This window comes from Enterobacter sp. 5-4, assembly GCF_000612205.1.
Taxonomy (GTDB): domain Bacteria; phylum Pseudomonadota; class Gammaproteobacteria; order Enterobacterales; family Enterobacteriaceae; genus Enterobacter; species Enterobacter roggenkampii.
Genome location: NZ_JFHW01000011.1, coordinates 57,883 through 81,646 on the forward strand (window position 1 = coordinate 57,883; position 23,764 = coordinate 81,646).

The window sequence follows — 23,764 nt, forward strand, 5'->3', positions numbered from 1 at the left end:
TACTCTGCTAAAACATACCCCATTTTTATGATTTTGGAATAGCAAATTTGAAATGAATATATGATAGGCCCGGCAGAGGTTTTCGCCGGGCATGTGGCTTTAACGTGTCAGCGACGCGGAGATAATGTCCAGCGCTTTACGGAACTGCACTTCGGGAATCGTCAGCGGATAGAGGAAACGAATGACGTTGCCGTAGACGCCGCAGCTCAGAAGCAGCAGACCTTCCTGCAATGCACGCTCCTGCACCTGGCGGGTAAATTCCGGCGCAGGCTGACCCGTTTGCGGATCGTTAAACTCCACCGCCACCATCGAGCCCTGCGCGCGAATATCCGCGATATACGGGCAGTGTTCCTTCGCCTTGTTCAACACCTCCACCAGGTGATGGCCAAGATGCGCCGAGCGCGTGCAGAGATCTTCCTCATCAATCACGTCCAGTACGGCATGCGCCGCCGCAATCGCCAGCGGGTTACCCGCGTAGGTACCGCCCAGCCCACCCGGCGCGGGCGCATCCATCACTTCAGCACGGCCCGACACCGCCGAGAGCGGCATCCCGCCCGCCAGGCTTTTCGCCATAGTGATCAGATCGGGCTTCACGCAGTGATGTTCCATCGAGAACAGCTTGCCGGTGCGGGCGAAGCCGCTTTGCACCTCGTCGGCAATCAGCAAAATGCCGTGGGTATCGCACAGGGCGCGCAGCGCCTGCATAAAATCAGCCGGGGCGATGTTGAAACCGCCCTCTCCCTGAACCGGTTCGAGAATTATCGCCGCGACCTGGTCAGGAGCAATATCCGCTTTAAAGATACGTTCCAGGGTTTTCAACGCTTCCGCCGTGCTGACGCCGTGCAGTTCATTCGGATACTGGGCGTGATACACCGAGCCGGGGAAAGGTCCAAAGCCGAGCTTGTACGGCGCAACTTTGCCGGTCAGCGCCATGGTCATAAAGGTGCGGCCGTGGAACGCGCCACCGAAGGTGATAAGGCCGGGGCGTCTGGTAAAGGCGCGTGCAATTTTCACCGCGTTTTCGACCGCCTCAGCCCCCGTCGAGAAGAACGCGGTTTTGGCCGGGCCGTCAATCGGCACGCGCTGGTTGATGCGCTCGGCAAGCGCCACGTAGCCTTCGTACGGCACAATCTGGTAGGCCGTGTGGGTAAACGCGTGGAGTTGTTTTTCGATGGCGGAAATGACTTTAGGATGGCGATGACCGGTATTCAGCACCGCGATCCCGGCGGCGAAGTCGATGTACTCATTGCCTTCCACGTCCCACACCGTGGCGTTTTCGGCTTTATCGGCATAGAAGTTACACATCACGCCGATGCCGCGCGGCGTCGCCTGTAACCGCCGGTCGTTCAGTTCGTTGTTTTTCACCCTGTCCCCCTGAGAAAGTCGCCTGCTTAGCGCATCAGTAAGTGTTTGCCAGGGGGAGGGAATTCGCCAGAGCGGGCGCTAAAAAAACAAAACCCCCAGACTCTCATCCAGGGGTTCTCGGTGTACTTCGCGTTAATTACGCTTCGATAGCGGCGCGAAGTTTCTTCATGGCGTTCTTTTCAAGCTGACGGACACGTTCCGCAGAGACGCCGTAGCGGTCGGCCAGCTCCTGCAGCGTGGACTTGTTGTCTTCATCCAGCCAGCGGGCGCGGATAATATCCTGGCTACGTTCGTCGAGGCCTTCCATCGCATAGCTCAGCTTGTTCGCGGCCTGATCTTCCCAGTTGTCCTCTTCGATGCCGTCGGCAAAGTTAGAGGTTTTATCCTGCAGATACAGAACCGGTGCCATCGGCTGGCTGTCAGATGCGTCGTCGTCGGAGGACATATCAAAGGTCATGTCCTGCGCGGCCATACGGGATTCCATCTCACGCACGTCTTTGCTGGAAACACCCAGCTCGCGCGCCACCATTTCCACTTCGTCCTGATTGAACCAGCCCAGACGCTGCTTGGTTTTACGCAGGTTGAAGAACAGTTTGCGTTGCGCTTTTGTCGTGGCGACTTTCACGATACGCCAGTTGCGCAGCACGTATTCATGAATTTCTGCTTTGATCCAGTGGACGGCGAAGGAGACCAGTCGCACACCCACTTCCGGGTTAAAGCGACGCACAGCCTTCATCAGGCCGATGTTACCTTCCTGAATCAAGTCCGCCTGCGGCAGGCCATAGCCCGCATAATTACGAGCAATGTGAACAACAAAGCGCAGGTGAGACAGGATCAGCTTTTTCGCTGCTTCCAGATCGCCCTGGTAATGCAGCTTTTCAGCAAGCTCCTTTTCTTCCTCGGCCGTTAACATCGGCCAGGTGTTCGCAGCCCGGATATAGGATTCCAGGTTACCAACAGGGGCTAAAGCTAAAGTTTGCATTTCTTTGGTCATTCATTCCTCTCAGTGTTTCTTCTGGTCCAGGCTGTCCCCGTCAGGCAACAACCATGCCAAAGCGTTTGAGCAACGAGATTAGCATTCACTCTTTTATCAGACAGTGATTTTATCCACAAGTTCCAGGTGCAACGGTGAATAAATTACGCACAAAATGTGACATGGAGATGATAACAGGGGAAGAGACAACAGGGACGCTTTCCCTGCAGAGCGAACATCTCGGTGCAGGGAAAGATTATATCACGCTTTTATTAGTCGGGAGTAAAGTGACGTAAATGTTGAACGGTTGCCAGCCACGCTGCCACCCACCCAATCATCGAACACACCAGCAACAGTAACAGGCACTCATCGAACCCTAAGCCACTGATATCAAACTTCGTTCCGAAAACCTGCGCCACTTCAGTCACGGCAGAGGAAAGCCGCATCACCAAAATTTCTGACAATATCAGTGAAAGAAATGCGCCGGAAAAACCGAGCAGTGCGCCACCGTAAAGGAACGGTCGGAGGATGAAGCCATCCGTCGCACCAATCAGTTTCTGCACGTTGATGGTATCGCGACGAGCGAAGATGCTCAGGCGTACGCTGTTGCCGATGACGAGGAAGACCGCCGCCACCATCAGCACGCCAATCATCGCCGCGATGCGGCCTACCAGCCCGGTCAAAGCAGCGAGACGCGCAAACCAGCTGTCATCCATGCGCACTTCATCAATGCCCTTAATGCGCGTGATGCGATCGCGCAGGGTGTTAAGCGAATCGGTCCCCTGGAAATCCAGCTTCGGGATCACCACCGCCACGGCGGGCAGCGGGTTCTCTTCAAGCATATCCAGCGCACCGCCAAAGCCTGACCAGTTGCGGAACTCGCCCAGCGCGTCTTCACGTGAAAGATAGTTGACCTTCTCCACGCCCTGCTCGGCCTGAATTTGCCCAACCACCTGCGCCGCCGCGTTATCGTCGAGCGCTTTATCCAGATAGACCGTGATCTGCGGAGACGGATAATACTGCGACGCCGCCTGGTTGACGTTCTTGTAAACCATGTAGCAGACGCTTGGCAGCGTCAGGGAGATGGCGATTACCATCACCGTCAGGAACGTCGCCAGCGGTTTGCTTTTCAGGTCCTGCAGCGCGCCGTGGAACGCGTAGCGCACCTGCTCGTTAAAGACGTTGGTTTTGCGGGAGGCCGGTTTTGGCGCGGCCTTCTGGCGCTTCGGCGCATTACGATTGCCGTCACCCCCGCCCTGCGGCTTACGGAAACGGTCAAACCGGTTCCCGAACTGCCGAATCTGGTTTATTGCATCACGCTTGTTCACCGTGGCCTCCGTGCAAATGCCCGTCGCTCAGGGTCAGCATGCGGTACGAACGACGGGAAATCAGCCCGATGTCGTGCGTTGCCATCAATACGGTAACCCCTACGCGGTTAAACTCCTCAAACAGACGCAAAATCCCTTCTGACAGGGCATCGTCCAGGTTACCGGTCGGTTCATCCGCCAGCAGCACAGCAGGCTTGTTCACCACCGCGCGGGCGATGCCCACGCGCTGCTGTTCACCGCCGGAGAGCTGGATCGGGAAGTTCTTCGCTTTGTCCAGTAGCCCGACCTTATCCAGCGCCGCAGAGACGCGGCGGCGGATATCGTCATAGCTGGCGCCGGCAATAATCAGCGGAATGGCCACGTTATCGAAAACGGTGCGATCCATCAGCAGGTGGTGATCCTGGAAAATCATGCCGATCTGACGACGCAGGAACGGCACCTCACGGTTTTTCAGACGGCTGATCTCATGGCCGCTGAAAAAGATTTTTCCGGCGCTTGGCCGCTCGATCCCACAGATAAGCTTGAGCAGGGTACTTTTCCCCGCGCCGGAATGGCCGGTCAGGAATGCCATCTCGCCCGGCTGCAGGTGGAAGGTCACCCCCTGCAGCGCTTGTCTCCCACCGAGATAGGCCTTGCTGACGTGTTCAAAGCGAATCATTGTTAGTCCTCTCGGGCAAATAATGCCTCAATAAAGTCGTCCGCCTTAAACGGACGTAAATCCTCAATACGCTCGCCCACACCGATGTAACGGATAGGAATGCCGAACTGGTCGGCCACGGAGAAGATCACCCCGCCTTTCGCGGTGCCGTCCAGTTTGGTCAGCGTGATTCCCGTCAGTCCTACCGCTTCATGGAACAGTTTTGCCTGGCTGATGGCGTTTTGTCCGGTGCTGGCATCAATGGTCAGCATAATTTCATGCGGTGCGTCTTCGTCCAGCTTCTTCATGACGCGAACGATCTTCTTCAGCTCTTCCATCAGGTGCGATTTGTTCTGCAAACGCCCTGCGGTATCGGCAATCAGCACGTCCACGTTGCGCGCCTTCGCCGCCTGGATGGCGTCAAAGATCACGGATGCGGAATCCGCGCCGGTATGCTGAGCAATCACCGGGATGTTGTTGCGCTGGCCCCAGACCTGCAGCTGCTCAACCGCCGCCGCACGGAAGGTATCGCCCGCCGCCAGCATCACCGATTTGCCCTGCTGCTCGAACTGACGCGCCAGCTTGCCGATGGTGGTGGTTTTACCCACGCCGTTCACGCCAACCATCAGAATAACAAATGGCGTTTTGCCTTCAATATTAAGCGGTTCGTCAACTTTTGCGAGAATTTCACCCATCTCGTCTTTCAGCAGGCCGTACAGCGCTTCGGCGTCACGCAATTGCTTGCGGCTCGCCCCTTCGGTCAGATTGGCAATGATCTTACGGGTGGTTTCCACCCCAACGTCCGCAATCAGCAGTTGCTCTTCCAGCTCTTCAAACAGATCGTCGTCGATCTTCTTGCCGCGGAACAGACTGATAAATCCGGAACCTAAGTTTTCTTTGGTTTTAAGCAGGCTGCGCTTCAGGCGCGCGAAGAAACCCTCTTTGGTCGGTTTTTCCTGCTCCTGAACGATCTCTTCTTCGGCCTGCTCTTCTACCGGCACAACGATGACCGCTTCTTCAGCCGCTTCCGCCGCCAGCGCCTGGGCTTCCAGCTCTTCGTCGGTTAGCTCCGGCTCGAGCGCCGCTTCTTCTTCCACCGCCTCAACGATTTCAACGGTTTCCGCTTCGGCCTGCCACTCTTCGGCAGACACCGCTTCGTCTTTGACCTCTTCCGGCAGCGGAAGCTCTTCGTGTTCGATAGCGGCCTGTGGCGCTTCGATAGCGGCTTCTACGACAACCGGTTCTGGCTTCTCGCTCTCCTGAACCTGTTCAGTGACCTCAACCACCTCTTCAGCAAAGGTTTCAACCTCTTCTTTGCTGTGCGCCGTTTCTTCCGCATCGACAACCGCGGCGGTTTCTACTGGCGTTTCAGGCTGCGATGGCTCTTCAACGGCTTGTTGCTCTTCGGTTTTCTGTTCTGTTTCTTGCTCTTTTTCACCGAAGCCCAGCCAGGAAAAGAAGCCACGTTTTTTTTGTTTTGCCATCTGCGACTACACTCCTCGCGGCGCTATATACATGGAAGCTAAAAAAATGATGAAATAGTCTAACACTTTACTTAATTGACATCACCGCCCGCAATCGCAGGCCAATTGTTAACAGAGCTTTCCTGAGATGAAGAAACCCAACCGCGCCCCGGCCGGTCAAATTCGTATTATCGGCGGTCAGTGGCGAGGCCGGAAATTACCGGTGCCGGACAGCCCCGGTTTACGCCCTACTACCGACCGCGTGCGCGAGACGCTGTTTAACTGGCTGGCCCCGTCAATGGTAGACGCCCGCTGCCTGGACTGCTTCGCCGGTAGCGGCGCGCTCGGGCTGGAAGCGCTGTCGCGCTATGCTGCCAGCGCCACGCTGCTGGAGATGGAGCGCGGCGTGGCGCAGACGCTGCAGCAAAATCTGGCGACGCTGAAAGCGAGCAACGCGAAAGTGGTGAACACCAACACGCTGAGCTTCCTCGCGCAAAAGGGCACGCCGCACACCGTGGTGTTTGTCGACCCGCCGTTCCGCAAGGGGCTGCTGGAAGAAACGTTATCCCTGCTGGAGCAAAACGGCTGGCTGGCGGATGACGCATTGATTTACGTGGAAAGCGAAGTGGAAAACGGTTTGCCGCCGGTTCCCGCTCACTGGGATCTGCACCGTGAAAAAGTGGCAGGTCAGGTTGCTTATCGTCTGTATCACCGTCAGGCACAAGGAGGATCCGATGCCGGTACTGATTAATCTGGGACGTCTGCTGATGCTGGGCGTCTGGGCGTTTTTGCTGCTCAACCTGGTGCACCCGTTCCCGCGCCCGATGAATATTTTTGTTAACGTGGCGCTGATTTTCACCTCGTTCATGCACGCCCTGCAGATGGTGATGCTGAAAAACGGTCTGCCGAAAGACGGCCCGCAGATGACGGGCTGGCAGCAGCTGCGCGTGTTTATTTTCGGCGTGTTTGAGCTGCTGGTGTGGATGAAGAAGTTTAAGGCGCAGGTGAAGAAGTAAGGTGCGTTTAGTCGCCCGGCGGCGCTTCGCTTACCGGGCCTACGAAACCACGTAGGCCGGGCAAACGCAGTGCCGCCCGGCGTTACAACTCCGGAACAAACCCCTCAAACCGCGATCCTTTGTAACTCAGCGTTCCTTTTTCCCCCACCGTCAGCTGGTGGTACTGCTGCGCCTCCAGGCGGAAGGTCATCTCCAGGCCGCCCGTTTCCGGCTTAAAGCTCGCTTCATAACGCATTGTTGTGCCCGCAGGCGTCACCTGCTGCTGGCGCGAGCGGCGGTCATTGAGCGGCTTTTCGCGTTTGTTCGTCACTACCACGCGCTTTTGCATCAGCAGCGCGGCATCGTTATCCGCCTTCTCGCGGCGCTGCTGCACGAAGCGGAACGAGGCGGCAATGACGATAATCGCCACCACGATAATGAAAAACAGCGGCATCTTGCTCATTCAACTATCCCATCAGATTATGCGGAATTCAGGATACCCTGCCTTCCCCGGCATTGCCAAACGCCCGCCCGCGTCACTACACTGGATCAGAAACTGATTATTCAGACTTAACAGATACAGGGAGTTAATATGCTTTGGTCATTTATCGCTGTCTGTTTTTCCGCATGGCTTTATGTCGATGCGTCGTACCGTGGTCCCACCTGGCAGCGCTGGCTGTTTAAACCCGTCACGCTGTTGCTCCTGTTGCTGCTGGCCTGGCAAGCACCGATGTTTAATGCCGTCAGCTATCTGGTCCTCGCCGGGCTGTGCGCCTCTCTGATTGGCGATGCCTTAACCCTGCTGCCGCGCCAGCGCCTGCTGTATGCCGTAGGGGCATTTTTCCTGTCGCATCTGCTGTATACCATCTACTTCGCCAGCCAGATGACGCTCTCTTTCTTCTGGCCGCTGCCGCTGGTCCTGCTGGTGATTGGTGCCCTGCTGATCGCGGTGATCTGGTCGCGTCTGGAAGAGATGCGGTTGCCGATCTGCACGTTTATCGCCATGACGCTGGTGATGGTATGGCTGGCAGGTGAACTGTGGTTCTTCCGTCCGACCGCTCCGGCGATGTCCGCGTTCTTCGGGGCCGCGCTGCTGCTGATTGGGAATATCGTGTGGCTGGGCAGCCACTATCGCCGCCGTTTCCGGGCGGATAACGCGATTGCCGCCGCCTGTTACTTTGCCGGGCACTTCCTGATTGTGCGTTCGCTGTATATCTAAATAACGCTTGACTCTGGAGTCGACTCCAGAGTGTATGCTGCGGTTAATGAGAAAATTATCATTGCCGGAGACTGCCATGTCGACTCCAGAAACACCCAAAAAAGTCCCTCAATTCTCGGCGCTTAAGCTCAGTCCCGTTCCGTCGAAAGACGACTGCTGCTGCGAAGGCGCGTGCGAAACGCAAACTCAAACGCTTCCTGAAAGCGGCAACCGCTACAGCTGGGTCGTTAACGGCATGGACTGCGCCGCCTGCGCCCGCAAAGTGGAAAATGCGGTGAAACAGGTGCCGGGCGTCAGCCACGTTCAGGTGCTGTTCGCCACCGAAAAGCTGCTGGTTAGCGCCGATAACGACGTCAGCAAACAGGTTGAAGACGCGGTAAGCAAGGCGGGTTACAGCCTGCGTAGTGAAGCCGCGCCCGCGGAAAAAACCTCTTCACTGAAAGAAAACCTGCCGCTCATTACCCTGATCATCATGATGGCCCTGAGCTGGGGGCTGGAACAGATCAACCATCCGTTCGGCAACCTGGCGTTTATCGCCACCACGCTGGTCGGGCTGTTCCCGATTGCCCGCCAGGCGCTGCGTCTGATGAAAAGCGGCAGCTGGTTCGCCATTGAAACGCTGATGAGCGTGGCGGCCATCGGCGCGCTGTTTATTGGCGCGACGGCAGAAGCGGCGATGGTATTGCTGCTGTTCTTAATCGGTGAACGTCTTGAGGGCTGGGCGGCGAGCCGGGCGCGTAAAGGGGTCAGCGCGCTGATGGCGCTGAAGCCGGAAACCGCCACGCGCGTAGTAAACGGCACGCGTGAAACGGTCGCCATCACGACCCTGCGTCCGGGCGACGTGATAGAAGTTGCGGCAGGCGGACGCCTGCCTGCCGACGGCGCGCTGCTTACCGCCACCGCGAGCTTTGATGAAAGTGCCCTGACCGGTGAGTCCATTCCGGTTGAACGTGCCGCAGGTGAAAAAGTGCCTGCTGGCGCCACCAGCGTCGACCGTCTGGTGCAGCTCACCGTGCTTTCCGAGCCGGGTGAAAGCGCCATCGACCGCATCCTGAAGCTGATTGAAGAGGCCGAAGAGCGCCGCGCGCCGGTCGAACGCTTTATCGACCGCTTCAGCCGCATCTACACGCCCGCCATTATGCTGGTTGCCCTGCTGGTCACCGTCGTCCCACCGCTGTTCTTTGGCGCGCTGTGGGAGGGCTGGATTTATAAAGGGCTGACGCTACTGCTGATCGGCTGCCCGTGCGCGCTGGTCATCTCCACCCCGGCGGCCATTACCTCCGGCCTGGCGGCGGCGGCACGTCGCGGCGCGTTGATTAAGGGCGGCGCGGCGCTGGAGCAGCTGAGCCAGATCCAGCATATCGCCTTCGATAAAACCGGTACGCTGACCGTCGGCAAGCCGCAGGTGACCGGTGTGTATCCGCAGGAAATCAGTGAAGACGAACTGCTGATCCTGGCCGCCGCCGTAGAGCAGGGTTCCACTCACACGCTGGCGCTGGCGATTGTGCGAGAAGCGCAGTCGCGCGGGCTGAATATCCCACCGGCAACCGCTCAGCGGGCGCTGGTAGGCTCCGGGATTGAGGCCACCGTTGACGGTAAAAAGGTACTGATTGTCGCGGCGGGCAAGTCTTCTCATCCTGAGGTGGAGGCGTTAGAACAGACCGGACAAACTGTCGTGACCGTCATGCAGGACGGCGTCGCAAAAGGGATGCTGGCGCTGCGCGACACCCTGCGCGATGACGCAAAAGAAGCCGTGGCGGCGCTGCATCAGCTGGGCGTGCAGGGCGTGATTCTCACCGGCGATAACCCTCGCGCGGCGGCAGCGATTGCCGGTGAGCTGGGGCTGGCGTTTAAAGCCGGATTACTGCCGGCGGATAAGGTCAGCGCGGTAACGGAGCTGAACGCGCACGCCCCGCTGGCGATGGTCGGAGACGGGATTAACGATGCCCCGGCGATGAAGGCGTCCACCATCGGCATTGCGATGGGCAGCGGCACCGACGTGGCGCTAGAGACGGCGGACGCGGCGCTGACCCACAACCGCCTGACCGGACTGGCGCAGATGATCGATCTTGCGCGGGCGACGCGTGCCAACATCCGCCAGAACATCGGCATCGCGCTGGGGCTGAAGGGGATTTTCCTGGTGACCACCCTGCTCGGCATGACCGGACTGTGGCTGGCGGTGCTGGCGGATACCGGCGCGACGGTGCTGGTGACGGCGAACGCGCTGCGGCTGCTGCGTCGCCGGTAAAAAAACGCCCGGTGGCGCTAACGCTTACCGGGCCTACATATCCTGCTAAAACGTAGGCCGGGTAAGGCGAAGCCGCCACCCGGCTTTTTTTATAAGAAGTAGCTCATCGCCAGGCCTAAAAACAGCACCAGACCGACGTAGTTATTGTTCATAAACGCCTTGAAGCAGGCGTCGCGTTCGCGCTTCGCAATCAGCTTTTGCTGGTACGCAAACAGCAGCCCTGCCACCAGCACCGACCAGTAAAACGCCCAGTTCAGCCCGTTCAGGCGGCCAATCGCCACCATCAGCGCCAGCACGGCGACCTGCAGAATCCCGATAATCAGCTTGTCCTGACGGCCAAAGAGGATGGCGGTGGATTTGATGCCAATTTTCAGGTCATCGTCGCGGTCAACCATCGCGTATTGCGTGTCGTAAGCCACGGCCCAAAGTATGTTCGCCAGGAACATCAGCCAGCAGCTGAGCGGTAAGGACTCACTAACTGCCGCAAACGCCATTGGAATCGACCAGCCAAACGCTGCGCCCAGTACCACCTGAGGCAGGTGGGTATAGCGCTTCATAAACGGATAAACCCAGGCCAGTGCCAGCGCCGCAACGGAAAGCAGTATGGTCATGGTGTTCAGGGTTAACACCAGCAGGAAAGAGAGCAGCACCAGAACAGCAAACAGCACGCGGGCTTCTTTCCCGGTCACCTGCCCGCTGGGTAACGGACGACCGGCAGTACGTTTAACATGGCCGTCGAATTTACGATCGGCATAATCATTGACCACGCAGCCCGCTGCGCGCATCAGCCAGACGCCAGCAACAAACACGCCCAGGATCCACAGCGGCGGCACGCCCGGCGTGGCGACCCACAGCGCCCATAAGGTCGGCCACAGCAGCAGCAACGCGCCAATCGGTTTATCGGTACGCATTAAGCGGTGATACGCCAACAGCTTATTCTGCGTCAGGCTCCACTCCATTTTTTCTTCCTCTTAGTACAACGGTGATGCCGGTAAAAAAAGCTCCGTCAGAATTAACGGTTTACCGCTCAGGCGAAGGCGGGAACGACGCCCCCAAAGTTCAGCATCACGACCAATCTCAATAAAATCCCGGGTAAGCTCAGACGAGGTGAAAAGGTAACGCCCCAGCGGCGTTTTCCCCAGACGTTGCAGCGCCAGCTCGGGCCCGGACAAAGTGGACTCGGGCACCACCGTCCGTCCGGCAAGCCACGGCTCGCCGTCAGCGCAGAGTAAAATTTCACGCAGCCAGTAACGTGGCTCGTGCGGCAGCAGCGGCAGCTCGTTGGCGATCTCATCGCCAGAGACAAACCCTTCCTGAATCAGGGTCACCGTGACCGTTTTTCCCTGCTGCTCAAAACGTTTTGTCATGGAATCTTCCAGCAACAGCCAGTCCAGCTGCTGCGGATCAAGCGCAGGTATTTGGTCGAAATAGCGCAGCGCACGCAGTTGCGTTAGCGCAGGGTGTGACATGCCAGACTCTCCGATACATAACGTACAGGCATTGTATCGCAGAAACGCGGATTGAGGGGGGCCAAACGTTATTTAACGATCACGATCGCAACAAGAGTGCAACAGCCCGGCGGAGACGAAAAAAAGTGCGCCCACTCAGGCGCACCAAACGACTAACAAATCAGCATTGTGGGGAAACGGTTACCCCTTGCCTTTTACACTGCTGATAAAGGTGGAACGGGCAGTGGTTGAACCTAAACGTTCGGCTTCATCAAGCAGCTTCAGCGCTTTATCGACATCGCCGCGCTTCACCGCCTGCTTGATGGCATTGTTGAAGTATTCTTCGGTGTCATTCAGTACCGGCTCCGCTTTCTTCGCCGGGGCCGGCGCTGCGGTCGCTACCGGTGCGGCTGCCGTGGAAGCTGGCGCAGTATAGGCAGGCGCAGCGGTGTTGCCCACGGTGACAGGGCCGGTACCGGAGGAGCCAAACAGCGGGCCGACCAGGACGCTGGACGCACTGCTGGTCGACACTTTCAGCTTCACAAGGCCGTCAGTGGTGTGGCGGGCGATCGGATCCGGGATATCCGGTGCGGCGTTACCTACGCCTTTGGCATAGGCCTTCGCAGGATCAAGCAGCGTGGTGGTTTGCTGCAAATCTTTTTCCGTGGTGAAGACGAGTACATAAATTTTCTGCTGACCCAGCGCAGGCGTCAGGCGCATTACCCCTTCCAGGCGATCGGCGCTCATGACACCCGGTTCCTGATAGGTAAAATATTCGCTCGGGAAGAACGCAGAAGGCGTCATGTTCTGGTCAAGAATCAGCACGTTCGGCGCAAAGACGCTGGTCTGTTTATTGACTTCACTGGAGAGCGTTAACGTCAGTTCGCCAATGTTAGCGGGCACGCTGTACGCGACCACCGGACCACTAATACCCGGAACATTAAGCGGCTGCCCACCCGTCGAGAGCTGGGTCGTTTGGGCTTTAGATTGATCGACAGGCGTCCAGACCAGCTGTTGCAACGCAGCTGCCGGAATGGCCGGCGCGGATGTTGTGTTTTGCGGAACGAAATTCACATTAGCGAGCGTTACAGCAGGCGCGCTCGCCAGCAACCCTGCGGATAAACAAAGGGCAAGGAGAGTTTTGTTCATTTTCATTGTTATCACCTCAAAATGCACAGGTCAGCGGTAGCCAGGCAATAGCGCGCCGTCCCAAGGATTGAGGGGCTTGCGCCCCTCAGTTTGGTCATTACGTCAGATTAAGACGGGATTACCACCAGATTTCCATCTGGGCGCCGAAGGACCACTCATCGTTGTCACCACGGCTGTAGGTTGTGGCTTTGGTATCGCTTTTTGCAATGCCGTTGTCATAACCCCATTTCTCATCCCACTTCGCGTAAGTTGCGAAGACACGGATCGCTGGACGGGACCAGATGCTGTTACCGGCCTGCCATTGCTGTGCAAGGGTAATTTTGTACTGGTTGTTGGTATCGTCAGTTTTCTGCGACTTAACGTTGTCGTAGCCAACTTCAAGCAAGGTGCTCATGATTGGCGTCCATTTATACATTGGGCGCACACCCACGGTGTACCAGGTCGTACCGTTGTTGTCGTCACGATCGATATCCTGATACATACCGACGTACATCAGATCCCAGCTGTCACCCAGAGAGATCGCACCGTGGTCGAGAATACGAACCAGGGAACCGTTGTTGTTAATCTTGTTATTTACAACACCAATTTCAGCGTCTTTGTCATAGTTGTTGCCGGTGAAGGAACCCTGCGGAATACCTTTGCCCTGAGTGGTCATTGCATCGGTAGCGTACTGGACAACAAACTTGTTGTAGCCTTTCAGCATGCTCTGGGTATGTTCAGCGGTGAACATCCAGCCATCTTTAGATGCGCCGTCAGCGAAGCTGTAACCGTCAGTTTTGTTAGCTCGGCCATAGTCAACACCCAACTCCAGCGTGCCGCCCGGGTTGATTTCCATCTGCGCTAAGCGCACATCGAAGACGTCGTTAGCGGTGTCTTTGAAGTCATGATAGATATCGTTGCTGGTGAAGATGTATGAGCCGCCTGCTTCCTGAGAACGGGTCGCTGCCAGAGACAGTTTACCGAAGCCCAGATCGACGTTTTCGATACCGGCACCAGGACCTGAAATATCCCAGTAGTAGAAGTCGATCATGTGAACGTCATGACGCTGATAGAAGCGCTTACCGGCCCAGATGGTGGAACCTGGCAGCCACTCAATCAGGTTTTTACCCTGCACGTTGGCTTCACGGAACGCCGGGTCGGTAGCTTCCCAGTCGTTCTGTTGCGCCACGGAGTACGCTACGTTGGTGTCGAAGTAGAAGCTCTTGTCGCCTTCTTTCCACACTTCCTGGCCCAGCTTCAGTTCCGCATAGGTTTCACATTCGTTACCCAGACGGTATTTACTTTGGGCACCGGTTGCCTGGAAGCACTGCTGTTCGCCGCCACTACCCGTCCAGCCGATACCGGAACGAGCATAACCATGGAAATCCACGGCCAGTGCCTGAGCAGACATTACGCCCGCTGCGACGGCAACTGCCAGAGGAAGTTTGCGCAGAGTAATCATCATTCTATCTCCTGAGATCATTGCTTTTCTTTGAACACTTCACCTGTCGGTTTCGTGTCTTCTTTTGGGATTGCTTAAACGCCTGGCTCTTTGTGCAACCGACGACATGCGGTGCCATCCTCACGGAACAGATGGCAGCGCTCTGGCGGCAAGCCGATAGCGAATGTGGCACCCTCTTCTACCAACACCACGTCATTCTGGCGGTAGACCAGGTTCTGACGGATGGCGGGGATCTGGATATGAATCTGTGTTTCGTGACCAAGCTGTTCGACGACCTGAACCTCACCTTCCAGCGTCACATCGGCAATGTGGCTCGGCAGTAAATGCTCAGGACGAATACCGAGGGACATGTTTGCCCCCACCTGTACGTTGGCGCTGTCGACCGGCAGCCACACCTGCTGGCGGTTTGGCAGCTCCACCTGTACCTGTTCAATGGCTGTCGCGGTCACTTTGACGGGCAGGAAGTTCATCTTTGGCGAGCCAATGAAGCCCGCAACAAAGCGGTCTGCCGGGTAGTGATACAGCTCCAGCGGTTTGCCCACCTGCGCCACGCGACCGGCATCCAGCACCACGATTTTGTCGGCGAGGGTCATCGCTTCGACCTGATCGTGGGTGACGTAAATCATCGTGCGGCCAAGACGCTTGTGCAGACGGGAGATTTCGATACGCATCTGGACGCGCAGGGCGGCATCCAGGTTGGAAAGCGGTTCGTCGAGCAGGAAGACGCGCGGCTCGGCGACCAAGGTACGGCCAATCGCCACACGCTGACGCTGACCGCCGGAAAGCGCTTTCGGCTTACGCTCCAGCAGGTGCGCCAGCTGTAACACTTCCGCCACCTGCGTCACGCGCTGGTTAATCACCTCTTTCTTTGCGCCGGCCAGCTTCAAACCAAAGGACATGTTCTCGGCGACGGAAAGATGGGGATAGAGTGCATAAGACTGGAACACCATGCCTACGCCACGTTCGGCAGGCGGGATGTCATTCATTCGGGTATCACCGATCAGCAGGTCGCCGCTGGTGATGGTTTCAAGACCGGCAATCATACGCAGCAGGGTTGATTTACCGCAGCCTGATGGGCCGACAAATACCACGAATTCACCTTCGTGGATGTCCAGATTGATGTCTTTCGACACCACAACGTCACCCCAGGCTTTCGTTACATTACGCAGCTGTACGCTCGCCATGCCCTTCTCCCTTCGTTACAACCTGTCACCGACAGAAACATTCAAGATAAGGTGACTATGGGGGATCCATTACTTTCACGAATCCTCCACCCCCCGGCTTTTTTATGGGGGAGGAGGCGGGAGGATGAGAGAGCAGGCTCTGCGACCGGCGTGGGCGGGCTGAGGCAAAATTCGTGAAGCCGCCTGCAAAATTCAGTGCGTTTTTATGTGCGCCAGCACTCATAACTTAAATTTATGCAACGGAGATCACACAAACGGGGGGTGGGGCGTAGGGGTTGGGAGGATGGAAAGAGGATGTCAAATAAGGAGACTGAGTCACGTTGAACCACTGAAGTCATACCACGAGACATCACCAAAAAGGATGGCAGATATGAATATCAAGACTGGCGCACGCGTTTTCGCATTGTCCGCCCTTGCAGCAATGATGATTTCCGCACCGGCGCTCGCCAAAATTGAAGAAGGCAAGCTGGTTATCTGGATTAACGGCGACAAGGGCTATAACGGCCTGGCCGAAGTGGGCAAAAAATTCGAGAAAGACACCGGCATCAAAGTGACCGTAGAGCACCCGGACAAACTGGAAGAGAAATTCCCGCAGGTTGCGGCAACCGGCGACGGCCCGGACATCATCTTCTGGGCGCATGACCGTTTTGGCGGTTACGCACAGTCTGGCCTGCTGGCTGAAGTCACCCCGGACAAAGCGTTCCAGGACAAACTGTTCCCGTTCACCTGGGACGCCGTTCGCTATAACGGCAAGCTGATCGCTTACCCTGTCGCGGTTGAAGCCCTGTCTCTGATTTACAACAAAGACCTGGTCCCTAACCCACCGAAAACCTGGGAAGAGATCCCGAAACTGGATAAAGAGCTGAAGGCGAAAGGTAAATCCGCCCTGATGTTCAACCTGCAAGAGCCGTACTTCACCTGGCCGCTGATTGCTGCCGACGGCGGTTACGCGTTCAAGTTTGAAAACGGCAAATACGACGTGAAAGACGTGGGCGTCGACAGCGCGGGCGCGAAAGCGGGCCTGACCTTCCTGGTCGACCTGATCAAGAACAAACACATGAACGCGGATACCGATTACTCCATCGCGGAAGCGGCGTTCAACAAAGGCGAAACCGCGATGACCATCAACGGTCCGTGGGCCTGGACCAACATCGACAAGAGCAAAGTCAATTACGGCGTGACGCTGCTGCCAACCTTCAAAGGCAAGCCGTCTAAACCGTTCGTTGGCGTGCTGAGCGCAGGCATCAACGCCGCCAGCCCGAACAAAGAGCTGGCGAAAGAGTTCCTGGAAAACTACCTGCTGACCGATCAGGGTCTGGATGAAGTGAACAAGGACAAACCGCTGGGTGCCGTTGCGCTGAAATCCTTCCAGGATCAGCTGGCGAAAGACCCACGTATCGCGGCCACCATGGATAACGCCCAGAAAGGCGAAATCATGCCGAACATCCCACAGATGGCCGCATTCTGGTACGCCACCCGTACCGCGGTTATCAACGCTGCAAGCGGTCGTCAGACTGTCGATGCCGCACTGAAAGATGCTCAGGGTCGTATTACTAAGTAAGTCTGAAAAACGGCGGGTAGCGCGTGCGCTTACCCGCCCTACGACTACGGCACGATCCGTAGGTCAGGTAAGCGCAGCGCCACCTGACGATAAGATTCCACCGTTGTAGAGGAAGAACCCCATGGATGTCATTAAAAAGAAACGCTGGTGGCAAAGCGACGCGCTGAAATGGTCAGCGATCGGTCTGCTGTGTCTGCTGGTGGGTTACCTTGTTGTTTTAATGTACGTACAAGGGGAATATCTGTTCGCCATCATGACGCTGATTTTAAGCTCTGCTGGCCTGTATATTTTCGCCAACCGTAAAGCCTATGCCTGGCGCTATGTCTACCCGGGCGTGGCCGGGATGGGGCTGTTTGTCCTGTTCCCGTTGATTTGTACCGTCGCCATTGCGTTTACCAACTACAGCAGCACCAACCAGCTTGCGCAGGAACGCGCGCAGCAGGTCCTGCTGGACCGCTCATACCAGGCAGGCAAGACCTTTAACTTCGGCCTGTATCCCGCAGGCAACGAATGGAAGTTAGCGCTTACTGACGAAGCAAGCGGGAAATACTATGTCTCTGACGCCTTCAAATTTGGCGGCGAGCAGAAGCTGGCCTTAAAAGAGGCCCAGGCCCTGCCGGAAGGTGAACGTGCCAACCTGCGCGTCATTACCCAAAACCGTCAGGCGCTGACCCAGCTCACCGCCGTGCTGCCAGACGACAGCAAAGTGATCATGAGCTCGCTGCGCCAGTTCTCCGGCACCCAACCGCTCTATACCCTGGGGGATGACGGCACGCTGACCAACAACCAGAGCGGCGTGAAGTACCGTCCGAATAACGACATTGGTTTCTATCAGTCCATTACTGCCGACGGCAAATGGGGTGATGACAAACTCAGCCCGGGCTATACCGTCACCATCGGCTGGGACAACTTTACCCGCGTATTTACCGACGAAGGCATTCAGAAACCGTTCTTCGCCATCTTCGTCTGGACGGTGGTCTTCTCCGTACTGACCGTGATCCTGACCGTGGCCGTGGGCATGGTGCTGGCCTGTCTGGTCCAGTGGGAATCCCTGAAGGGCAAAGCGATTTACCGCGTGCTGCTGATTCTGCCGTATGCCGTACCGTCGTTTATCTCGATTCTGATTTTCAAAGGGCTGTTTAACCAGAGCTTCGGTGAAATCAACATGATGCTGAGCGCGCTGTTTGGCATCAAACCGGCCTGGTTCAGCGACCCGACCACCGCCCGCTCGATGATCATCATCGTGAACACCTGGCTGGGCTATCCGTACATGATGATCCTGTGCATGGGGCTGCTGAAGGCCATCCCGGATGACCTGTACGAAGCTTCGGCGATGGACGGCGCGGGTCCGTTCCAGAACTTCTTTAAGATTACGCTGCCGCTGCTCATCAAGCCGCTCACCCCGCTGATGATTGCCAGCTTCGCCTTTAACTTTAACAACTTCGTGCTGATTCAGCTGTTGACCAACGGCGGCCCGGACCGTCTTGGCACCACCACGCCGGCAGGCTATACCGACCTGCTCGTGAGCTACACCTACCGTATCGCCTTCGAAGGCGGCGGCGGTCAGGACTTCGGTCTGGCGGCAGCGATTGCCACCCTGATCTTCCTGCTGGTGGGCGCCCTGGCGATTGTGAACCTGAAAGCCACACGTATGAAATTTGACTAAGGAGGGCACTGAACATGGCTATGGTACAACCCAAATCTCAGAAACTGCGCCTCCTGGCGACGCACCTGGGCCTGCTGATTTTTATCGCGGCGATCATGTTCCCGCTGCTGATGGTTATCGCCATCTCCCTGCGTTCGGGTAACTTCGCCACCGGGAGCCTGATCCCGGACGAAATCTCCTGGGAGCACTGGAAGCTCGCGCTGGGCTTCAGCGTGGAACACGCGGATGGCCGCGTCACGCCGCCGCCGTTCCCGGTGCTGCTGTGGCTGTGGAACTCGGTGAAAATCGCAGGTATTACCGCCATTGGTATCGTGGCGCTGTCCACCACCTGCGCTTACGCCTTTGCCCGCATGCGTTTCCCGGGCAAAGCGACGCTGCTGAAAGGGATGCTGATTTTCCAGATGTTCCCGGCGGTGCTGTCGCTGGTGGCGCTGTATGCCCTGTTTGACCGCCTGGGCCAGTACATTCCGTTTATCGGTCTGAACACCCACGGCGGCGTGATCTTCGCCTACCTTGGCGGTATCGCACTGCATGTGTGGACCATTAAAGGGTATTTCGAAACCATCGACGGCTCGCTGGAAGAAGCGGCCGCGCTGGATGGCGCGACCCCATGGCAGGCGTTCCGCCTGGTGCTGCTGCCGCTGTCGGTGCCGATTCTGGCGGTAGTGTTTATCCTGTCGTTTATCGCTGCGATCACCGAAGTACCGGTTGCCTCACTGTTACTGCGTGATGTGAACAGCTACACCCTGGCCGTCGGCATGCAGCAATACCTCAACCCGCAAAACTACCTGTGGGGCGACTTTGCCGCGGCGGCCGTACTTTCTGCCATCCCGATTACCGTGGTGTTCCTGCTGGCGCAGCGCTGGCTGGTGAACGGCCTGACGGCGGGCGGTGTGAAAGGTTAAGTTTCATTTTGTTATGCCACTGCAACCCTCAACTTTAGACGTATTGTATTGACCCAACTTGTGACTGTTGTTAGGCGGCCTCCGGGCCGCCATTTTTTTATTCGCGTTTCAGCCGCTTCGAGTTACACAGCCAGAGGGTGATCACCAGCAGCAGGATCGCCGCCGAGTAGATCAGCACATCGAGCGGGGATTTATGATCGACGATGATCAGCCGCACAATCGCGGTGATCCCAATGTAGACAAAATAACGCAGCGGGAAGTGAAAGCCGGACTGAAAATACTTCACAATCAGGGCGATAAATTCAAAGTAGAGAAAGTAGACCACCAGGCCTTCCACCAGCGCATATTTGCTGGTTTGTTCAGGGGCGAACAGCACATCCGCCAGATGCACCGTCTCCTTACCCAAAAAGACGACCAGGATCAGGCCAAGGCTCAGCAGACCGAGGTTCAGCACGGTCTGGAGGACAGTTGAGATAAACTCAACGCGCGGGCGAGTCAGGGATGTCATACAGCACCTCATTCTCCAGGGCGAGATTTCTGTATAACGCAAAAATGTGACGGGGATCTATATTTTTTGTTTATGTTTGGCGCATTCGCCCGGTGGCGCTGCGCTTACCGGGCCTACAAAAACCGTAGGCCGGGCAAACGCAGTGCCGCCCGACGTGAAGCATCAGCGGAAGTTAATGTTCTTATCGCTGGTCATGTCGTACAGCTGGAACTTACGTCCAAGCTGTTGACCGCCGTCACGCGTCAGCGGCGTCCAGCCGATGGCCGCGCGGCTTCGGGTTGGACCGGATGAGAACAGATCCAGCGGAATCGACACGTAAACCCCTTTGGTGAAGTCCCCTTCCCCATATTCGTCCGGCGAGACGTTGGTAATGGTGGCGTAGCCACCCACCACGACGCCGCTGTCGAAGTGTTTGGAGATATCCAGCGTGCCGCCCTTATCGCCCGCCAGGTACTGGCCGACGCTGGCTTTCACCAGCACGTCAGGCGCGAACGACGGCGTCCAGTACGCGGTCAGGTGACCGGTTTTAACGCTGTAGTCGGTGAACTTCATCATGTCCTGCGCGCTGCGCCAGTCACGCTGTTTAACGTAGTTGGCATCAATCCCGAACGCCCAGTTGCTGTCGACAGGACGATAAAGCACTTCTGCCCCCGCACCGCCGTACATGGTTTCCAGATACCCGCCGTACACCTGGCCGTAGAAGCCGTTGCCGAAGTACTGGAAGTAGTTGGCCTGCAGGTTGTTCACGTAAGCATCGTTCTGTACGTACTCACGCACGCGGGTACGCACGCGCGGCAGCGTCGAGTCTTTTGGCGGGTTAGTGTAGTTGAACTTGTCGTAGTTGTTGGCGATGTTGCCGAACAGGCTGCCGGTGGTCAGCAGGTGGTCGGTCAGCCACAGATCTGCCGTCGCCATGACGCCCAGCTGATACATGTAGAAGTTTTCCGGCCCGCCGACGGACTGGTTTAGCACCGGATCGATATGGAAATCGAAGCGCGACTTGTCGATATACCAGCCCTGCTCGGTGGTCTCCGGCACGATCGGCTCAACGCGCTTTTGCACCAGCTCGGTTTCATGTCCGAGCGGTTCGCCTTCCAGATGGCGCTTCAGGCTGGCAACGTCCGTTTCCGTCGTCACCTGCGGCAGGTTGAGACGGTTCTCCGTCACGCGGATCGTACGGATCCCGTCCGGGAGATCGTTCATGACGATCCGGTTGGCGCGCTCGATCCCTTCCCGCGAGTCGCGGTATTTCACCTGCTCGCCGGTGACGTAAAGCGTATCGCCTTTCACCTGAATTTTTGGATCCGCCAGACCGGCATTGTATTTCAGCAGCGTCAGCTGATTTGCCACCACGGAGTGCTGCAGAATCGCATCCTGCGGCTCCGGCTGGTATGCAGGCCGCGCGTTGTCGTTGTAGTGCGGCCGCATGTCGTTGAAGTTGGTGCGCAGCGTAAAGCCAAACATCACCGTATTGCCGCGCTCGTAGCTGAGGTTAACGTCGGCCCAATCGGTGACGCGATAAATGGCGCCGACGTTAAACTTGCTCTTCTGCTCAATCTTCCCGGCGAAGTCCTGTGAGTAGTCATTCCCCTCGTACTCCAGCTTCAGACGCAATGGCTGCCAGGGCGTCTGATACTCCACGCCGCCAAACAGCGAGGCCGGGCCGTGGAACATCTGGTCGCTGTTGATGGAGCCCGCTTTCTGATAGCTGTTATCGCGGTAGCAGTATTTATCGCTGTAGGAGCAAAACGGGTTTTTCACGTTGCCGCTGGTGCCGAGATAGCCCCATCCCAGACCGAGCGAGAAGTCGAACGGCCCCCAGGCCTTGCTGGCCACGATGTATTCCGCATCAAACAGGCCGGTACCGCCAATATCTTTGGCGCCCACGGAGACCTGCGGCATCCAGTAGCTCTCTTCCCACAGGCGCAGCTTGACGTCGAAGGCTTTATCTTTGTAGGTCTGATCGCCTGAGAACGCCTCGACGCTGCTGTATTGTTTCGTACGGACGTCGGTATAGCGCAGCGTGGTTTCAAGCCACGGGAACAACTGCACCGACGCCGAGTAGTAACGATACTGGTCGTTATCACGGTAGTTAAGGCTAATTTCCCCTTCGCGCGCCATACGCGCGGTGGGCGTTTGCAGTAAACCGACGCCGCCGAAGTCTGACTGAGACGGGCCAATGGGTGCCGGATACGTTTCTGCATGGCAGGCGGCACTCACGCAGAGCGCCAGCATGCTGTAGAGATAGGTTCTTTTCATTATTCCGGTATCCGCTGAATCAGGGAGTGAAGGATATCGGCGTTAAGCCCGTCATACGCCTTCGTCCAGAAATGGTCGGCAAAACCGACAAAAATAATGCTGCCCGGCATGGGTTCGATATGGCGTTTATTCCAGTAAGCAACGGGCGCTTTTTGCGTGTGGCCGTCAGGGTAAACCACCCAGGCGTAGCTGTTATCCGCGCCGCTCAGCAGACTCTGCTCGTCGAGATAGCTCGCCACGTCGCGGCCGGGGGTAAAGGGCTTGTTACCCGGGCTGCTGATAAGCCCCATCACGGTCACCGTCGTCGGCTTCGCCGGAAGCCAGAGCGTATAGTCCCCTTCCAGGGTCGGGTTGCCGTTTTCCGTGACGCGCACCTCATCCGGGTCAAGATTGACGTTCTGTCGGCCCGTCACCTTCAGCGCCTGCAGCTGCTGACGGACGCTGTTAATGGCCGCCGCGTCGTCGCCGTCTTCCTGTTCCGCAAGTCCCGTTAGTCTGGCAAGAAGCGCCTTGTGCTGCTGTTCCGCTTCCACGGTCTTCTGCCGTTCAGCGATGACCGCGCCTGGCCACCAGCTGTTGGCAAGCCTTGGCTGTCCGACGAGATCGAGCAGACGTTCGGCGTGGGTTAAGGTTTTAGGTTTTTCACTGTCCGGCGTGTAGACCTTTACCGTTCCCGCGGACCATGCCAGCGGCGCGGCAAAACTGGCGATAAGCGCAGCGTGGATGAGCGTTTTCATGATTTCGCCGCCTTGATCAGGGTGGTTTTGACCGGGAAGAATCCGGCACCGAGATACTGTAAGGACTGGCGGATCTGCCCTTCCTCGTCGATCCAGAAGCGGTTGTGCCAGGTGGCCTGGTCGGTGGTGACCTCTTCATCCAGCACGCGAACCTGCGTTTCGTCGCTGCCGACCTTCACGCTGTCGGTGCCGTCCCAGCGGAAGGTCGAGCGTGCCGTGGCGTAACGCACCTGCTTGTGTTCGGTCCAGCCCATCGTGCGCGTCCAGCCCGCGCCGTCGGCGATCTGGTTCGGCTTGATCAGCGGATCGTCAGCGAGATTATTCACCTCCAGCAGGTTATCGCCGCCCAACAGGGTTTTCACGATACGGCCATGCTGCGTCACGATGGTGGCCTGATCCTGCGTCACCCATTTCTGCTGCCCGTTTTCATCGAAAGCGAGCACCACAAACAGTTGCGGGCCATCGTTAAGCTGCATGTACTGACTGGCATAAGGCATGTTCTGAAGCTCGTCATCGGTCAGATGCACGCCCGGTGTGCCGAACAGGCTTTCCCACAGTGAGTTTCCCAGCCCTTTAGTGGTGGCCGAGCATGCCTGCAGCAGCAGGCAAATCAGAATGATTGCTGGTCGCTTCACGACTCTTCTCCGAAGGGGCGAAATAACCACACCGAAGTGTGGT

The 23,764-nt window shown here is 57.2% G+C and carries 22 protein-coding genes; 7 read left to right on the plus strand and 15 right to left on the minus strand.

Annotated features, from left to right (window positions below; genetic code table 11):
- Positions 1–99: 99 nt before the first annotated feature.
- From AA74_RS0108630 to ftsY, 5 genes are all read right to left on the minus strand, one after another.
- Complete coding sequence (locus tag AA74_RS0108630) at positions 100–1,365, minus strand: 4-aminobutyrate--2-oxoglutarate transaminase (protein WP_025912213.1); 1,266 nt, start codon at positions 1,363–1,365, stop codon at positions 100–102.
- Between the two features lie 136 nt (positions 1,366–1,501).
- A complete protein-coding gene (gene rpoH, locus AA74_RS0108635; protein ID WP_008500093.1) occupies positions 1,502–2,359 on the minus strand; it encodes an RNA polymerase sigma factor RpoH in 858 nt (285 codons plus the stop codon).
- Between the two features lie 251 nt (positions 2,360–2,610).
- Positions 2,611–3,666, minus strand: coding sequence for a permease-like cell division protein FtsX (gene ftsX, locus AA74_RS0108640; RefSeq protein WP_025912214.1), 1,056 nt, complete (start codon positions 3,664–3,666; stop codon positions 2,611–2,613).
- Complete coding sequence (gene ftsE, locus AA74_RS0108645; protein WP_008500091.1) at positions 3,653–4,324, minus strand: cell division ATP-binding protein FtsE; 672 nt, start codon at positions 4,322–4,324, stop codon at positions 3,653–3,655. Before ftsE ends, ftsX begins: the two co-directional genes overlap by 14 nt.
- Positions 4,325–4,326: 2 nt before the next feature.
- Positions 4,327–5,787 (minus strand): signal recognition particle-docking protein FtsY, encoded by a 1,461-nt coding sequence (ftsY, locus tag AA74_RS0108650; RefSeq protein ID WP_023345260.1) that lies wholly within the window; start codon positions 5,785–5,787, stop codon positions 4,327–4,329.
- Between the two features lie 127 nt (positions 5,788–5,914).
- Here ftsY and rsmD point away from each other — a divergent pair, with 127 nt between their 5' ends.
- Both rsmD and AA74_RS0108660 read left to right on the plus strand, forming a co-directional pair.
- Positions 5,915–6,517, plus strand: a complete 603-nt coding sequence (rsmD, locus tag AA74_RS0108655; protein ID WP_008500089.1) for a 16S rRNA (guanine(966)-N(2))-methyltransferase — start codon at positions 5,915–5,917, stop codon at positions 6,515–6,517.
- Positions 6,501–6,782 carry a DUF1145 family protein gene (locus AA74_RS0108660; protein WP_008500088.1) on the plus strand — a complete coding sequence of 94 codons (282 nt, stop codon included), beginning with the start codon at positions 6,501–6,503 and terminating at the stop codon, positions 6,780–6,782. Before rsmD ends, AA74_RS0108660 begins: the two co-directional genes overlap by 17 nt.
- 82 nt (positions 6,783–6,864) lie before the next feature.
- Here AA74_RS0108660 and AA74_RS0108665 read toward each other — a convergent pair whose 3' ends face one another.
- A complete protein-coding gene (locus AA74_RS0108665; protein WP_025912215.1) occupies positions 6,865–7,224 on the minus strand; it encodes a DUF2500 domain-containing protein in 360 nt (119 codons plus the stop codon).
- 129 nt (positions 7,225–7,353) lie between these two features.
- On the opposite strand from AA74_RS0108665, the gene AA74_RS0108670 reads away from it, so the two are divergent.
- Positions 7,354–7,980, plus strand: coding sequence for a lysoplasmalogenase (locus tag AA74_RS0108670; RefSeq protein WP_008500086.1), 627 nt, complete (start codon positions 7,354–7,356; stop codon positions 7,978–7,980).
- A gap of 76 nt (positions 7,981–8,056) precedes the next feature.
- On the plus strand, positions 8,057–10,228 hold the full coding sequence (gene zntA / locus AA74_RS0108675) for a Zn(II)/Cd(II)/Pb(II) translocating P-type ATPase ZntA (protein ID WP_025912216.1): 2,172 nt from the start codon (positions 8,057–8,059) through the stop codon (positions 10,226–10,228).
- An 89-nt stretch (positions 10,229–10,317) separates the two neighbouring features.
- On the opposite strand, the gene ubiA is transcribed toward zntA, so the two are convergent.
- The 5 genes from ubiA to malK all read right to left on the minus strand — a co-directional run bounded on the left by ubiA (position 10,318) and on the right by malK (position 15,450).
- Positions 10,318–11,187, minus strand: coding sequence for a 4-hydroxybenzoate octaprenyltransferase (gene ubiA / locus AA74_RS0108680; protein ID WP_023293539.1), 870 nt, complete (start codon positions 11,185–11,187; stop codon positions 10,318–10,320).
- A 12-nt stretch (positions 11,188–11,199) separates the two neighbouring features.
- On the minus strand, positions 11,200–11,697 hold the full coding sequence (ubiC, locus tag AA74_RS0108685; RefSeq protein WP_021242729.1) for a chorismate lyase: 498 nt from the start codon (positions 11,695–11,697) through the stop codon (positions 11,200–11,202).
- A 180-nt stretch (positions 11,698–11,877) separates the two neighbouring features.
- Entirely contained in the window at positions 11,878–12,831 is a 954-nt protein-coding gene (malM, locus tag AA74_RS0108690) for a maltose operon protein MalM (RefSeq protein ID WP_025912217.1), read from the minus strand.
- Between the two features lie 112 nt (positions 12,832–12,943).
- The gene (locus tag AA74_RS0108695) at positions 12,944–14,269 is read right to left on the minus strand and encodes a maltoporin (protein ID WP_008500081.1); all 1,326 of its coding nucleotides are present in this window, start codon (positions 14,267–14,269) and stop codon (positions 12,944–12,946) included.
- Positions 14,270–14,340: 71 nt separating this feature from the next.
- Positions 14,341–15,450: a maltose/maltodextrin ABC transporter ATP-binding protein MalK gene (malK, locus tag AA74_RS0108700; RefSeq protein ID WP_008500080.1), complete on the minus strand. Its 1,110-nt coding sequence runs from the start codon at positions 15,448–15,450 to the stop codon at positions 14,341–14,343.
- 370 nt (positions 15,451–15,820) lie between these two features.
- Between malK and malE the strand changes: the two genes are divergently transcribed.
- The 3 genes from malE (at position 15,821) to malG (ending at position 19,582) form a co-directional block, all read left to right on the plus strand.
- Positions 15,821–17,011, plus strand: coding sequence for a maltose/maltodextrin ABC transporter substrate-binding protein MalE (gene malE, locus AA74_RS0108705; RefSeq protein ID WP_008500079.1), 1,191 nt, complete (start codon positions 15,821–15,823; stop codon positions 17,009–17,011).
- A gap of 121 nt (positions 17,012–17,132) precedes the next feature.
- The gene (malF, locus tag AA74_RS0108710) at positions 17,133–18,677 is read left to right on the plus strand and encodes a maltose ABC transporter permease MalF (RefSeq protein ID WP_025912219.1); all 1,545 of its coding nucleotides are present in this window, start codon (positions 17,133–17,135) and stop codon (positions 18,675–18,677) included.
- Between the two features lie 14 nt (positions 18,678–18,691).
- Positions 18,692–19,582, plus strand: a complete 891-nt coding sequence (malG, locus tag AA74_RS0108715; RefSeq protein WP_008500077.1) for a maltose ABC transporter permease MalG — start codon at positions 18,692–18,694, stop codon at positions 19,580–19,582.
- A gap of 97 nt (positions 19,583–19,679) precedes the next feature.
- Here the strand turns inward: malG and psiE are convergent, their stop codons facing one another.
- From psiE to AA74_RS0108735, 4 genes are all read right to left on the minus strand, one after another.
- Positions 19,680–20,090 carry a phosphate-starvation-inducible protein PsiE gene (psiE, locus tag AA74_RS0108720; protein ID WP_021242727.1) on the minus strand — a complete coding sequence of 137 codons (411 nt, stop codon included), beginning with the start codon at positions 20,088–20,090 and terminating at the stop codon, positions 19,680–19,682.
- Between the two features lie 162 nt (positions 20,091–20,252).
- Entirely contained in the window at positions 20,253–22,349 is a 2,097-nt protein-coding gene (locus AA74_RS0108725; RefSeq protein WP_025912220.1) for a YjbH domain-containing protein, read from the minus strand.
- Positions 22,349–23,086 (minus strand): capsule biosynthesis GfcC D2 domain-containing protein, encoded by a 738-nt coding sequence (locus AA74_RS0108730; protein ID WP_084832291.1) that lies wholly within the window; start codon positions 23,084–23,086, stop codon positions 22,349–22,351. Before AA74_RS0108730 ends, AA74_RS0108725 begins: the two co-directional genes overlap by 1 nt.
- The gene (locus AA74_RS0108735; RefSeq protein ID WP_008503424.1) at positions 23,083–23,721 is read right to left on the minus strand and encodes a YjbF family lipoprotein; all 639 of its coding nucleotides are present in this window, start codon (positions 23,719–23,721) and stop codon (positions 23,083–23,085) included. Before AA74_RS0108735 ends, AA74_RS0108730 begins: the two co-directional genes overlap by 4 nt.
- Positions 23,722–23,764: the final 43 nt, after the last annotated feature.

What these genes read in the sequence shown, in the direction of transcription:
- ftsE (WP_008500091.1), bottom strand. Translation starts at nt 4,324, where the DNA reads ATGATTCGCTTTGAACACGTCAGCAAGGCCTATCTCGGTGGGAGACAA.
- malM (WP_025912217.1), bottom strand. Translation starts at nt 12,831, where the DNA reads ATGAAAATGAACAAAACTCTCCTTGCCCTTTGTTTATCCGCAGGGTTG.
- ftsY (WP_023345260.1), bottom strand. Translation starts at nt 5,787, where the DNA reads ATGGCAAAACAAAAAAAACGTGGCTTCTTTTCCTGGCTGGGCTTCGGT.
- malF (WP_025912219.1), top strand. Translation starts at nt 17,133, where the DNA reads ATGGATGTCATTAAAAAGAAACGCTGGTGGCAAAGCGACGCGCTGAAA.
- AA74_RS0108695 (WP_008500081.1), bottom strand. Translation starts at nt 14,269, where the DNA reads ATGATGATTACTCTGCGCAAACTTCCTCTGGCAGTTGCCGTCGCAGCG.
- psiE (WP_021242727.1), bottom strand. Translation starts at nt 20,090, where the DNA reads ATGACATCCCTGACTCGCCCGCGCGTTGAGTTTATCTCAACTGTCCTC.
- malG (WP_008500077.1), top strand. Translation starts at nt 18,692, where the DNA reads ATGGCTATGGTACAACCCAAATCTCAGAAACTGCGCCTCCTGGCGACG.
- zntA (WP_025912216.1), top strand. Translation starts at nt 8,057, where the DNA reads ATGTCGACTCCAGAAACACCCAAAAAAGTCCCTCAATTCTCGGCGCTT.
- malE (WP_008500079.1), top strand. Translation starts at nt 15,821, where the DNA reads ATGAATATCAAGACTGGCGCACGCGTTTTCGCATTGTCCGCCCTTGCA.
- AA74_RS0108660 (WP_008500088.1), top strand. Translation starts at nt 6,501, where the DNA reads ATGCCGGTACTGATTAATCTGGGACGTCTGCTGATGCTGGGCGTCTGG.
- rsmD (WP_008500089.1), top strand. Translation starts at nt 5,915, where the DNA reads ATGAAGAAACCCAACCGCGCCCCGGCCGGTCAAATTCGTATTATCGGC.
- ubiC (WP_021242729.1), bottom strand. Translation starts at nt 11,697, where the DNA reads ATGTCACACCCTGCGCTAACGCAACTGCGTGCGCTGCGCTATTTCGAC.
- rpoH (WP_008500093.1), bottom strand. Translation starts at nt 2,359, where the DNA reads ATGACCAAAGAAATGCAAACTTTAGCTTTAGCCCCTGTTGGTAACCTG.
- AA74_RS0108665 (WP_025912215.1), bottom strand. Translation starts at nt 7,224, where the DNA reads ATGAGCAAGATGCCGCTGTTTTTCATTATCGTGGTGGCGATTATCGTC.
- AA74_RS0108725 (WP_025912220.1), bottom strand. Translation starts at nt 22,349, where the DNA reads ATGAAAAGAACCTATCTCTACAGCATGCTGGCGCTCTGCGTGAGTGCC.
- AA74_RS0108730 (WP_084832291.1), bottom strand. Translation starts at nt 23,086, where the DNA reads ATGAAAACGCTCATCCACGCTGCGCTTATCGCCAGTTTTGCCGCGCCG.
- ubiA (WP_023293539.1), bottom strand. Translation starts at nt 11,187, where the DNA reads ATGGAGTGGAGCCTGACGCAGAATAAGCTGTTGGCGTATCACCGCTTA.
- AA74_RS0108670 (WP_008500086.1), top strand. Translation starts at nt 7,354, where the DNA reads ATGCTTTGGTCATTTATCGCTGTCTGTTTTTCCGCATGGCTTTATGTC.
- malK (WP_008500080.1), bottom strand. Translation starts at nt 15,450, where the DNA reads ATGGCGAGCGTACAGCTGCGTAATGTAACGAAAGCCTGGGGTGACGTT.